General features: G+C 37.9%; 17 protein-coding genes. All 17 read right to left on the bottom strand.

The window, feature by feature from the left end:
- A partial coding sequence (locus RLO81_RS16420; protein ID WP_350114120.1) for a Crp/Fnr family transcriptional regulator occupies positions 1–272 on the bottom strand: 272 nt, incomplete at its 3' end.
- Positions 273–495: 223 nt separating this feature from the next.
- On the bottom strand, positions 496–1,128 hold the full coding sequence (locus RLO81_RS16415) for a response regulator (protein ID WP_350114117.1): 633 nt from the start codon (positions 1,126–1,128) through the stop codon (positions 496–498).
- 456 nt (positions 1,129–1,584) lie between these two features.
- Positions 1,585–2,262: a DUF4386 domain-containing protein gene (locus tag RLO81_RS16410; RefSeq protein WP_350114114.1), complete on the bottom strand. Its 678-nt coding sequence runs from the start codon at positions 2,260–2,262 to the stop codon at positions 1,585–1,587.
- A 129-nt stretch (positions 2,263–2,391) separates the two neighbouring features.
- Positions 2,392–2,799 (bottom strand): DUF5367 family protein, encoded by a 408-nt coding sequence (locus RLO81_RS16405; protein ID WP_350114111.1) that lies wholly within the window; start codon positions 2,797–2,799, stop codon positions 2,392–2,394.
- 11 nt (positions 2,800–2,810) lie between these two features.
- Positions 2,811–3,653: an NmrA family NAD(P)-binding protein gene (locus RLO81_RS16400; protein WP_350114108.1), complete on the bottom strand. Its 843-nt coding sequence runs from the start codon at positions 3,651–3,653 to the stop codon at positions 2,811–2,813.
- 2 nt (positions 3,654–3,655) lie between these two features.
- Complete coding sequence (locus RLO81_RS16395) at positions 3,656–4,147, bottom strand: anthrone oxygenase family protein (protein ID WP_350114106.1); 492 nt, start codon at positions 4,145–4,147, stop codon at positions 3,656–3,658.
- Between the two features lie 4 nt (positions 4,148–4,151).
- A complete protein-coding gene (locus tag RLO81_RS16390) occupies positions 4,152–4,490 on the bottom strand; it encodes a hypothetical protein (RefSeq protein ID WP_350114103.1) in 339 nt (112 codons plus the stop codon).
- Positions 4,491–4,584: 94 nt separating this feature from the next.
- Complete coding sequence (locus tag RLO81_RS16385; protein WP_350114100.1) at positions 4,585–5,514, bottom strand: TolB-like translocation protein; 930 nt, start codon at positions 5,512–5,514, stop codon at positions 4,585–4,587.
- Between the two features lie 101 nt (positions 5,515–5,615).
- A complete protein-coding gene (locus RLO81_RS16380; protein WP_350114097.1) occupies positions 5,616–6,602 on the bottom strand; it encodes an AraC family transcriptional regulator in 987 nt (328 codons plus the stop codon).
- 89 nt (positions 6,603–6,691) lie between these two features.
- Positions 6,692–7,348: an SDR family NAD(P)-dependent oxidoreductase gene (locus RLO81_RS16375; protein ID WP_350114094.1), complete on the bottom strand. Its 657-nt coding sequence runs from the start codon at positions 7,346–7,348 to the stop codon at positions 6,692–6,694.
- Positions 7,348–7,695: a 5-carboxymethyl-2-hydroxymuconate Delta-isomerase gene (locus RLO81_RS16370; protein ID WP_350114091.1), complete on the bottom strand. Its 348-nt coding sequence runs from the start codon at positions 7,693–7,695 to the stop codon at positions 7,348–7,350. Before RLO81_RS16370 ends, RLO81_RS16375 begins: the two co-directional genes overlap by 1 nt.
- Positions 7,696–7,713: 18 nt before the next feature.
- Positions 7,714–8,394 (bottom strand): DUF4386 domain-containing protein, encoded by a 681-nt coding sequence (locus RLO81_RS16365; protein WP_350114088.1) that lies wholly within the window; start codon positions 8,392–8,394, stop codon positions 7,714–7,716.
- A 2-nt stretch (positions 8,395–8,396) separates the two neighbouring features.
- A complete protein-coding gene (locus tag RLO81_RS16360; protein WP_350114085.1) occupies positions 8,397–9,026 on the bottom strand; it encodes an NAD(P)H-dependent oxidoreductase in 630 nt (209 codons plus the stop codon).
- A 4-nt stretch (positions 9,027–9,030) separates the two neighbouring features.
- Complete coding sequence (locus RLO81_RS16355; protein WP_350114082.1) at positions 9,031–9,759, bottom strand: GNAT family N-acetyltransferase; 729 nt, start codon at positions 9,757–9,759, stop codon at positions 9,031–9,033.
- A gap of 4 nt (positions 9,760–9,763) precedes the next feature.
- The gene (locus RLO81_RS16350; protein WP_350114079.1) at positions 9,764–10,207 is read right to left on the bottom strand and encodes a DMT family transporter; all 444 of its coding nucleotides are present in this window, start codon (positions 10,205–10,207) and stop codon (positions 9,764–9,766) included.
- A gap of 8 nt (positions 10,208–10,215) precedes the next feature.
- Entirely contained in the window at positions 10,216–11,172 is a 957-nt protein-coding gene (locus RLO81_RS16345) for a cyclase family protein (RefSeq protein WP_350114076.1), read from the bottom strand.
- A gap of 94 nt (positions 11,173–11,266) precedes the next feature.
- Positions 11,267–11,681 (bottom strand): Crp/Fnr family transcriptional regulator (locus tag RLO81_RS16340; protein ID WP_350114073.1); only part of this gene is annotated, 415 nt, incomplete at its 5' end.

Raw genomic sequence — 11,681 nt, 5'->3', positions numbered from 1 at the left:
TATTTAGATGGGGTATTATCTGCAATGCAATGAGGTGTGATGCCCTCCATTTCTGTATAAAAAGCCGTTGTTTTTTCTTCACCATCAATCACATAAAAAGTTCTTAAACAACCCTCTAAAACAAAATATCCTTCATTTGATTTTTGCCCTTGTTCTAGTAGTATATCCCCTTTTTTTATCGATTTGAATACATCTAATGAAAGAATGGCGTTTTTTTCTTCGTCATCGAGTTTTATATATTTCGAGATAAAATCAAATAATAGATGATGCATCTCATAAAGCTAATGAAAAGGGGTAAACCGATAAATTTTAGAACTAAAAAATTCTGATCAATAGAAAGTAATGTCAGTAGGTTCTATCCCAAAATTGGCAGAGTGTTTAGATTGACAATGGTGTGTGCATTCCATTTTCTTGTCATGAACATTTTCTTTTTTAACTGTTATATTCCAGAATGAATACGTTAATGCTATACTAATTTGGAATCATGTTTGAAAACTAAATCAGTTTTTTGGCTTTAGCAACAGCCAGTGCTTCTGATTTACTATTTACATGAAGCTTGGAATAAATATTTTTAATATGCGTTTTTGATGTCTCAGGATTGATAATAAGTTCCTCAGCTATTTTTGAATAATTCATACCTAAAGCCAACAGCTCCAGAACTTGAGTCTCTCTTAGTGTGAGAGGCGAGTTTCTATTTCTATGAAATGATTCAACTACGATTCTTGCAATAGTCCTACTAAGTGGTGCTCCACCATTAGTAACTTCATCTAATGCTTCAATTAATTTAGTATAACCTTTATCTTTCATGATATAACCTGAAGCACCAGCGGAGAGAGCTTGAATTACTTGATTACTTGTATAATCGCGGGTATTTACAACTATTTCGATTGCGTTATTCCTTTTTTTTATTTTTTCAATGCTCTGTAAACCATCAAAACCAATTAATTCTAAATCAATTAAAATTATATCAGGCTTATCTTTATCTATGGCTCTTAAAGCATGCTCAGTATGAACATATGAATTCACAACATTATATTTCTTTGAGTAATTAATCACAAACGTACTTACATCAATAAATTGAGTATCCTTATCTATAATTACGATATTTAATGTTTTCTCTTCAGACATTTTAATCATTAGTACTATTTTTAACCATTCCGTATGAGTCTATATTAAAGTGTAATGATTTATTGATCTTACAAATCGCCTTACCTATTGCATTTACTCTATTGTAAATAGGCTAGAGCGTATGAATCGTTTTATAGTATGTTTTTCTAAACCAATAATCCCTTTAATAAGTAGGCTTCTTTTTATTCATTTTAAATACGGAATTTAAAGCTAATTACAATTGAAGCTTTTAGTGGTTAACATAGGTTAATTAGTGGGAAATGCCTGAATTTGTTGATATGCACAACTATGACATAACAACATAACTCTTGAGCAATATATTGAATATGCCATTGATAACCTCATCTCAAAAGAGCTGGCAGATCAATTACCTGATACTGACAGCCTCAGCTCTAAATCGATGGGCACGCATGATTTGAAAGGCAAGGTAACATCTTTGGAGTTGGTGGCATTAAACTAACCCTTACTAACCCTCACACCTTTCGCCAATAGCCATATACCGAATGTTAATTCAAACAAAGCACCAGGAGCCATCACCAACATGAGGCTTTTAGGGAATTCAGGAAGGAGTATTTTTAATGAAAAACCTATAAATACAGTGATATAAGTGAATAATCCCCAATAACCTAACCATTTTGGAATGTAGGAGGCCGATACTAATAATGAAATGAAAATGAAAGCTCCAATACTCATTAATACTAGGTGAATGTTTGAGCCAATACTGTAAATGTCAAAAAAACCTGACGCATATGAATGAAGCATATCAACACTAACCTGATAGTTTTCTGCCTTCTTTAAGATTACTAGTGGTGCAGAATATAGAAGAACAATGACACATCCCATCACTGCTTCTGCTGATCTGAAAACAAACCCAAGCAATGCACTATTTTTATTTATTGTTTTTGTTAGAAAATAAAATGCCACTGTCATCCAAAAAACAAGTATATACATTGTGAAATCCAACATCACACCAACCCTAAATTGAAATTCTGAATTCAGCAGTGTTTCTGTATTGTGTAATCCGGGTTTGATCAAAAAATTATTGATGAAACCAATTAAAGTGGTTACTAAATAAGTAAAACCAACAATTTTGACCTGTTTTTGCAATTCTTTTTGATCACTATTATTAGTCATGTTTCTGCTTTTGATTGATGATGTAGGTTTTGTAATTGGATGACGACCAAAATTTAATATTGTTACTAGCTAAAAACAAACCCTTCCAAAAAACTTCAGAAGGGTTTATCAATTGATCTAATGATAAATTTAGCTCGTCTTCAATCTTCCCATCATTCTTTCAACCTGCCAATAGGCAGCCACTACGCTGATATACTCAACGGCAATCAGCCAAAATCCCGGGTCACCAAAGAAGGCTAGGTAATCACCGCCATTCGGGATGATAAATACAGGAACGGTTATCAATGCATCTAAAATCATGGCTCCCATAAACATCAGTATTCCCAGTTCAAATCCATTGGTTTTATAACCTCTGCGGTAATAAAGATGTGCTCCGATAAGCGCAGCAGGTATGATGACCATCATCAAGACATAGTTGGCCTGTTGGTCGGCATTATCTAATATCTCAACGAAGTAAGAGCCTACAAAAGCCGTAATTCCAATGATATAAACTACTACAGAACTGATAGCAACTTGTTTTAAGCTTAGTCTTTTCATAATCTTCTTGTTTATACGCTCTGTGGAATTTCTTCATTCCAGATGCCTGATGCTGCGGTCTTCTCAGCAAACTCGTTAAAGTCAATCGCCTTTCTTCCCAGCACTTTTTCTACATCATCAGATACTTCCTGATTATCAGGATTACCTAATACCTCTTTGAACAGGTAGCCGAACAGCCAAACATACGAGTCGGGTAAACCGGCTGCTTTCATTCCCGCCTTAAATTCTTTAATTGAGATTGGTTGATAGTGAATTTCTCTGCCAACTGCTTTGGACATTGCCTCAACTACTTCTTTGAAAGTCATTTTCCGTGGGCCGGTCACTGTAATAGTCTGACCGTTGTAAGCATCATCCAGCAAGACTTTAGTAACTACATCTGCAATGTCATTCGCATCTACAAACGGGATTTCTGCATCGGGCATGGGTAGTGCTACTTGTCCGGCAAGAATAAAATTCCTAAAGGCTCCTTCACTAAAGTTCTGGTTAAACCACGAGGCTCGAACCAACGTGTAGTTAAGTCCGGAATGAGCTACAATTTCTTCACAGGCTTCTGCTTCTGTTTCGCCCTTTCCTGATAGGAGTACTACTTTTTCAAGCCCTTCTTTTAGAGCAGCTGTCGTCAATTGTTCGATAGCGGTTCTTGCTCCCGGAACGGCCAGATCAGGATAGTAAACAATGTAGGCTCTGTCCATGCCTTTAAGTGCAGGTCCGTAGGTATTTGGGTCGTCCCAATCGAAGGCCGGACTGCCGTTTCTGGAGCCGATGGTTACATCATGGCCCAATTTGGTTAAGTTTTCAACTACGCGGCTACCAGTCTTACCGGTGCCACCGATTACTAAGATGTTGTGTGTCATTTTTATTTAGAGTTTATAGTTCCAAGAAGTATACATATGAAGGCTATCACGGAAGTCCACGTGCGATACAGGTGGTATTTGTTCCAGGAGGCTTCGTAATAGTTTCTGAAGTTTTTGAGCTCCTCAGCATTCAAATCATTGAGTTTGAGTGCTTCCAGAGCTTCATTTAGTGGCACATTGCCAAAGGCAGTTATTCCAAATGTTATGGCGTATAAAATAGCTGCAAGAGCTACCCAAAATGTTGCCATGTTCCATGTATTGAATAGGTGAATACCTGCATCTGTAATGGCCAATAGCAGTGCCCCAAAAAAGATGACAAAGAAGTAAGGGTTGAGAATCTCTTTATTGATGGATTTCATCGTTTCCAGATATGACGCATCCGAGATTTTCAGCGTGCCTGGAATTACTGATACTTGCCAGGCATAGAAGAAACCGCCTGAAAGTCCGATAATCAGGATTGTAATTAAATGTATCGTTGTTTTTGAGTATTCCATGAGTTTATATGTTTGATTTCAACCAATTTTTTAGCAATTCACTTTCGCTGTCTGACAGCTTACCGCCCTTGGGCATTCGCTTTTTTACAAATACCTGCTCATAGATTTTATTAGCTCGCTTGTTTACATTCCTATTCGTAAAAACCATGAAGGGATTTTGCTTTTTATGACAGGAATTGCACTTAGCTTCTAACAGGTTTATTACCTCTTCTGATATTGAAGGGTTGATTACTGAAGCTTCATTATTGGCCGGCACCTCTGCCTTAAGCAGATTCGTGAGGATAATTATAATGGCAGTTATAATTCCTATTAAAATGGTTTTTAGGGGTTGTCGCGTTTTCATCTTACATCAAATTGATCATGATGTAAAGATGAGTACTTGCAATAATGAGAACTTGACCATTTAAGCCAAGTTTTTGGCAGTTTACGCCAAGCTGTTATTCAGTATGGGCAAGGAGGTCCTTTTTTAAGCGAATGAAGTCGATCCAATAAATATCTCCTGTTTCATCATCACCTCTATGAAAAAATAAGTATTGACCATCGGGCGAAACACTGGCACACATTTCGGTTAACGGTGTATTTACTTTGGGTCCCATGTTTTGTGCTTTTGTCCATTTGCCGTTTTGCTTAAAGCTTATAAACAAATCATTTTCACCTAAACCGGACTCACTTTCCCCATCGTAAATCAGATAACTTTCATCCGGGGCAATGTAGGGATGTGCTATCCATTTTCCACTAAAATTTATAGCTTCACTCAGCTTTTCAACGGTAGTGTTTTGTCCATTTTCATTAATCGAAAAATAGATACCGCCATCTTCCATCTCATCTTCCTCTTCCTGAGATGTGAAATAGAGATTTCCATTTTTTGTGGTTGTTAAGTACATCATAAACCGATCTTCAAAGTTTTTTTCAATGGGCTTAGGTTCGCTCCAGCCGTTTTGTGTTTTATCACTGTACCACTGATAGAGTCCTTTCGGTTTGAGTGTATCCAAATGAGGCCTGATGCTTCCAAAATATAGTTTATCACCAGCAGGGTTTATATGTGGCTCAAAATCCCAGCCCACTTCGGCTTTAAAGAAAACCGGAGCAGGATCCGTCCACTTTCCATCTTTAAATTGCATGGTTAGGATTTCATTATCACCTTCGGGTTTTCTGCTTGTGTAAAATAATTCATCCATTTCCGGACTAAAAGTGATGGCAAACTCGAAGTTCTCTTTTGAAATGATTCCTTCCCCAAAAATTAATGCTGAATCCTGAGGCACTTTGTCACTGAAAAGGGTCAGGTTGGATTTGGGTGCTTCCTGACAAGCTGAAGTGATTATTAAAGTAATAAGGCAAACAAGTAAAATGCTTTTTGATTGATTCATGTGATGGGTTCTTTTAAATACAAAGGTGTATTAGCATGACTTTCGGATACTTACCTTTTTCGGCCAAGTATTTGACAGTTTACGCCATATAAGCTAATAAGTTATTTATTTCTGAATTCGAGTGGTGATTGATGCGCCCAACGCTTAAAAGCTCTGTTGAAGGCACTTTGTTCGGAAAAGCCAGTTTCAAAAGCAATTTCAGCAATGCTACGATTTGAATTGGTAAGAAGGTCTTTAGCTATATTTTCCTGTGTCTTTTTGATAAGATCCCGAAATGTGACTCCATGCTCGGCAAGCCTTCTGGTCAATGTGCGATTACTCATGCCTATGTGCTCTGCTATGTGCCCCACGCTGGGAATACCACTAGGCAATGCTTCCTGAATGAGCCGCTCTATATCCTTGGTAAACTGAATTAAATCCGCTTCTATACCTTCAGTTTCTTCTTTTACACGTTCCACCAGAAACTTATTGATACTTTCATCGGCTTTTGCTGTTCGTAGTTCCAGATCTTTGGTTTTATAAGCGATGTAGTAATGTGGTTGTTCGAAAAGCAACTCGCATTGAAATGCTTTATTATAACTGGCGAGATCACTTGGGGCTTTGTGTTTGAACGCCACCTGAACAGGCAGGATGTCAGTTTCAGTGATGGCCTGCAACACCACAACGGTGGCGGATAAAGTGGCTTCATTAGAAAGTTCTACACCTCTTCTATGCGGCTCTCTATGCAGGTAGATGTAAGACCAATCATCCCTTTTTTCAACTTTAAACACATAGGTGTCGGAAAGTAATTTGAAGTACCGCTCACTTCTAACAAATATTTCTCCAGCCCAGGAGCAGGTACGCCAAGATAAACCGAGCACCCCATAATCATCAATTTTCATTTCCTGACCTACACGAACAGAGAAGCCGGGCCCCAGCTTATCATCTAATAACTCATGCGTTGCAAAAAACTGATCTGATGGCACTGCCTGTAGTTGCTCCATTTTCTCAAGCGAGACAGGAAGGGCAGACAAATCTTCTTTGGTTAGACCTTCTGCCAAGCCATGATTAACAATTTTCTTGTAGAGACTGATGGAGATATAGCTCATTGGCTATGAATGCTTTGGCGGAACATTGAAGATACGAATAACATCGCTTAGCGTGAATAGTTCAATTATAATTCCTGCCTAAATAGCTCTTACCATTCCCTAATCGTACTTCTATGCCAAAATTTACCGGATTCCAAATTTCCTTCGAGTAGTTCAAAGATTTCCCTTGCCACTTCTTCAGGTTTTCTGGTGGCACTAGCACCTCCCATATCGGTCTGTGTCCATCCGGGATCGAGGGCAGATACTTTTATGTCATTAGGTCTAAGTCTTTCAGCCAACAGCTTGGTATACATGTTTAAGGCAGATTTTGATATTTTATAATGCGGTTGAAATTCACCAAAGTCAGGATCACTGAATGACCCCCAATTGGAACTGACATTGATAATATGCCCACCTTTATTAAGGTATGGCAATAATTTTTCGGTTAGTTCAATGGTGCCAAACACATTTACATTAAAAGTATCTCGTAACTGCTGAAGGTTGATTGCTGCATTATCCCATTGTTCTAAAAGTATGCCTGCATTGTTAATGATGAAATCAATTTTCTCAGTTTTGATGTTTTGTATAAAATGATCGATTGAATTTGAATCGGCCAAATCCAATTGATACAATCTAATATTATCATTATTCCCACTCAGATCGATACTTCTTGCAGCACCAATTACTTTAATGTTTCTATCGGCCAAATACGTTAACGTTGCCTTTCCAATACCTCTGCTGGCACCTGTTACTATTCCTGTTTTCATTACATTATCATTGATTTATTACAGTAAGATGCTTTTTCAAAATCCCTGATATTCATTGAAATAATAGCTATATCAGGAAACATTGCATTCAGAACGGATACTATCTTTTGAGACAAACCTTGTTTCTGTTCTGCTGTTCTGCCTTCCATGATGTTGGCAAATACATGAATGAACCCATTTTTACCCTTACCTAAACGGTAGTTGCTAAAGGGATTAATTCTCACTTTAATGTCTCCTTCGGCAAAGAGCCCTGTGGATTCAGCAGTCTTGTAAACGGACTCCATTATTTCTTCCGGAGACTTAATATGAATTATATTATCTGAGCAATCTATAATGAAATGTGGCATGTATTACGTTGTTTAAAATCAGTTTAAAAGTTGTTTGCGTGTACCAGCAATTAGTAGATAAAAGGTTAGTGTAATTTCTCCGATGGCAGCAGAAATACCAACAATTGTTGCTAACAGCATCTCGTTGCCGGGGAATAAAAAGTTACCAAATGTCTCAATTAAATAGCCACCGGCAGCCAAGACCATTAATATTCCAAGTATACTCGGAAAATAGCCTGATTTGTATAGCAAAATACCTAAAAGCAGACAATGTACACCAAAGAAAGCTCCTGCAATTAAGTATCCGGTGGTGTGTGCAGTCATAAAGTCCATTACAGTACCTGCCAATTCTGAGGAAGCAACATTGCCTTCAGTAACTTTGAGCGCCATGTAGTGATTTACCAAATTAATACTTGCAATGGCAGGGTGGGCAATTAATCGAAAAGCCGAAGAAACCATGGCAATGGTTTTGTTGGTATCTTTTAATAGTTGAAAAAGTAAAATTGAAATTACCGCATCCAGCATAAAAGCAACCAGATCCGCTACCAACCCAAAACGAAAAAGAAAATGAGCGTTAAGAATATTGGTTAGTGTAGCGTTTGCATCATTGGGGATGACAAGTGTTCCTCTTACATAGCCTTGTGCAAATCCGGCACAAATAATTACCAGCAAATAAAGTAATCCCGTTAACCTTGCGGTTTTTTGAATGTTGTTTTCCATGATTAAGTATGTATAAATAGTTCTTTTTTAGGTTTTCTTACCTTCTTCCTTTTTTGTGTAATGTCATTTTTTGAGCGATAGCCAATCGGGGCAATCACTGCTGCATTTAGTCCTAATTTATCTAAACCAAGTATTTTATTGTAGTCTTCGTTATCAAAACCCTCCATAGGGCACGCGTCTATCTTAAGCTCTGCACAAGCAATGAGCAAATTGTTTAAAGCAAGGTAAGTCTGCTTTTCAGACCAGCTTTTTCTCTTGTCCGATTCCATGTTTCCCACGGCTTGTTTAATAAATTCACCGTAGTTTATTACACCTGCCTTGTCATTATCATCCACATCAATAATGCGTTGAACAAAATCATCTATGTGCTGATCAAAGCCGGTAGTATAGTTACAAAAAACAAATAAATGCGATGCATCAGTGATCTGACTCTGATCCCAGGAAGCCTTTCTTAGTTGTTTTCTTAGTTCAGGATCTTCGATGATGTATACCTTATACAACTGCAGCCCATAAGATGAAACGGATAATCTGATGGCTTCTTTCAGAAACTCCAATTGCTCATCATTCACTTTTTTTTCTGTGTCGAATAATTTGGTGGCATAGCGCCAATTTAATTTATCTAGTAAGTTCATTTTTTTATAAGTTAGATGTAATGAAATTTTTGAGTTTAAAATCTTCTTTAAACCCTGTTTTTAAATAAAGTCCTTTGCCCATTTCAGAAGCCTGCAGGGTGGCAAGTGTCGCTCCTTTTTTTTCAGCAATGCTTAACACATGGTGTAGCAACTCATTGGCGTAGCCTTTTCTGCGATGCTCGGGGATAATTCCCATGGAATGTATTCCGATAACATTTAAATTATCCTGATAAAGTACTGCTGTGCCTACCGGCTCATCTTTATTATAGGCAATAAAGTAATTAACCATGTGCATGGTATTGATTATGGTACTGACAGTAATCTGATACCCAAATGCTTTTAAAAATAGCTCCGACCAAAGCTCAGCTTGTTCTAAGTTGTTTACCCTTACTAAATTCAGGTTCTCGGATGCCTTAAATCTAGATTTAAGCACGAGCGACATGCCTGTCAATACGTTCTTTAATTCAAAACCATTGGACGTTAACAGGTCTTCAACTTTATTGAAGGGGTCATCCCAAATGGCAATTGAAATGTTGTTCAGTTTCCATTGTTCCCGGATTTCATCCATCAAAGGTTGATCAGGGTTTTTATGAAGCCATAGTTTATTTGGCCATTCAGAGTGTTGTACCACACTCATGGAATAATCTTGGTTAGTAAATAATCTACCAGCTAACTTTCCTCCAAGGCTCCACAGACTAATCAGGTTGTTTATGTTCTCTGTTATTAATTTCATTTTTTTAAAATTTAATAAGATATACTCCTGCGATCATGATGATCATTCCAATCAACTTTTTCAATGACATCAGTTCTACAGGCATTCCAAACCACCCATAATGGGCAGCTATCGATGCGAATATGATCTGGCCTGTTAAGCCGAATGTTACCACTGTGGATATTCCTAATCTTGGAATCACATAATAGAAGAGAGCTAGTGCAGAAAAGCTGAATACGCCTCCCAAAAACAAATGAAGTGGTATTGACTTCAGTTGTTGAAAAGTAGGGTAGGATCTTGTTGTAATAAGAAATGCTGCAAGCGTAATAGTAGCACTGGTGATTAATGCTATGGTTGTTGCCAACAATGTATTGCTTAGCATCAATCCTAATCTTGCATTAATACCGCCTTGAATTACAACAAGAACACCAACAGAAACAGACATGATCAATAAATAAGAAGTATTCATGACCTGTATTAGTTACTATTTATTGGAATCGCTAGAGGTCGCATAGGGCTGCCTGATGCTCCTTTTAGCTTCAATGAAGCTGCGATAAATGCAAACTCATATATTTTCGCTTTTGAGAGCTCTTCCAGGTTCATCTGTTCAATGAACATAACACCTTTTTCAGCCAGTAAATAAGTATGAACGGGCACCCAATTGTCTTCTCTTTCAGGTGGGAATGCCTCAAAACTCAGATTGTCTGCTCCTAGCAACATGACACCTTGTTCTTCAATCAACCATTTTACTGCATCCAGGTTAATACCGGGAAAGTGATGGAGATACGCAGTTGCATCTTCATAAAATTGCGCCTGACCCGTCCGAATAAGGACAACATCGCCATTCTTTAACTCAATACCCTGTTGCTTCAGTGCTCCTTTCAAATCATCAGAGTTAATGCGATAGTTGTCCTTGACATTTTCATAACCTTTATAAGAAGCAATGTCGATTAAAACACCACGGGCAATTATTGGAGGAATGGTTTCTGCACCGGTTTTCTTCCAACCCTTATCACCAAGATGCTCTTCCGGGGTGAATCCATTCCAGATTTTGCCGTTTAATCCAAAATGGTTGAGTGCGTCTATATGCGTACCCATGTGGGTATACATGGAGATGGCATCTCCTGTATAACTGACTTTTTCATTCATTGCTTTGCCCAACCCGTTTGGGTTGTCGACAATAGTTCCATGTGGTGTATGCGTCAGCCAGTATTGATAGCCAGGGTCACCCAGAGCGTGGAAACTTGGCATCCCTACAAAATAGTTGACGCTTAGATCATATACATCTCCGGATGTAACCTGACTTAAAACAGCTAGTTTCGAAGCAGCTGTCATCATGTTTAGGGTTCCGATTTCATCATCGGGTCCCCAGGGACTCTTTCCTACTGATTCTGTTTGCTGTGCAATTGATGGACTTACCACCAGCATCAGCATTGTTAATTTTGTTAAAATGATCTTCTTCATTGTACTGTGTTTTTGATTACAGTACAAAGGTTGGAAGCAGTACTCTACTAAAAATTAAGGTATCTTAAGAAAGGTCTTGCCGCATCATATTTTTGCGAATTGCACTCAAATGCTCAGGGGTAATCCCCAAATAAGAAGCGATCATGTATTGCGGTACTCTTTGCTCTATTTCCCGATAAGTTTTTATAAATTCCAGATAGCGGGTTTCAGCAGAGTCACTCATAGAATGTATGGTACGGTTTTGAAGAGATACATAAGCGTTTTGCATTTTATACCTGAAAAAACGATCTATTGCGGGTACTTCATCAAACAACTGATTTAATTTATTTCGGTGTATTTGTAATACAGTAGTTGGTTCCAGTGCCTGAACAAAAAGTTGTGCCGGGGTTTCAGTTAGATAGCTGTATAAATCATTTACCCACCAGCCTTCAATTCCAAATTGTAATATTCGCTCATGGGCCTGGTCGTCAATGTAATAG

The sequence above is a fragment of the Fulvivirga sp. genome, assembly GCF_040220315.1.
In the GTDB taxonomy this organism is placed as follows: Bacteria; Bacteroidota; Bacteroidia; order Cytophagales; family Cyclobacteriaceae; genus Fulvivirga.
Note: the sequence above shows the minus strand (reverse complement) of the source record. Positions and strands in the feature narration are given on the sequence as shown.

Bases quoted from the DNA above. Each gene is read 5' to 3' on its own strand.
- RLO81_RS16370 (WP_350114091.1), bottom strand. From the start codon at position 7,695: ATGCCACATTTCATTATAGATTGCTCAGATAATATAATTCATATTAAG.
- RLO81_RS16350 (WP_350114079.1), bottom strand. From the start codon at position 10,207: ATGAATACTTCTTATTTATTGATCATGTCTGTTTCTGTTGGTGTTCTT.
- RLO81_RS16365 (WP_350114088.1), bottom strand. From the start codon at position 8,394: ATGGAAAACAACATTCAAAAAACCGCAAGGTTAACGGGATTACTTTAT.
- RLO81_RS16410 (WP_350114114.1), bottom strand. From the start codon at position 2,262: ATGACTAATAATAGTGATCAAAAAGAATTGCAAAAACAGGTCAAAATT.
- RLO81_RS16395 (WP_350114106.1), bottom strand. From the start codon at position 4,147: ATGGAATACTCAAAAACAACGATACATTTAATTACAATCCTGATTATC.
- RLO81_RS16400 (WP_350114108.1), bottom strand. From the start codon at position 3,653: ATGACACACAACATCTTAGTAATCGGTGGCACCGGTAAGACTGGTAGC.
- RLO81_RS16385 (WP_350114100.1), bottom strand. From the start codon at position 5,514: ATGAATCAATCAAAAAGCATTTTACTTGTTTGCCTTATTACTTTAATA.
- RLO81_RS16375 (WP_350114094.1), bottom strand. From the start codon at position 7,348: ATGAAAACAGGAATAGTAACAGGTGCCAGCAGAGGTATTGGAAAGGCA.
- RLO81_RS16415 (WP_350114117.1), bottom strand. From the start codon at position 1,128: ATGTCTGAAGAGAAAACATTAAATATCGTAATTATAGATAAGGATACT.
- RLO81_RS16380 (WP_350114097.1), bottom strand. From the start codon at position 6,602: ATGAGCTATATCTCCATCAGTCTCTACAAGAAAATTGTTAATCATGGC.
- RLO81_RS16390 (WP_350114103.1), bottom strand. From the start codon at position 4,490: ATGAAAACGCGACAACCCCTAAAAACCATTTTAATAGGAATTATAACT.
- RLO81_RS16360 (WP_350114085.1), bottom strand. From the start codon at position 9,026: ATGAACTTACTAGATAAATTAAATTGGCGCTATGCCACCAAATTATTC.
- RLO81_RS16405 (WP_350114111.1), bottom strand. From the start codon at position 2,799: ATGAAAAGACTAAGCTTAAAACAAGTTGCTATCAGTTCTGTAGTAGTT.
- RLO81_RS16345 (WP_350114076.1), bottom strand. From the start codon at position 11,172: ATGCTGATGCTGGTGGTAAGTCCATCAATTGCACAGCAAACAGAATCA.
- RLO81_RS16355 (WP_350114082.1), bottom strand. From the start codon at position 9,759: ATGAAATTAATAACAGAGAACATAAACAACCTGATTAGTCTGTGGAGC.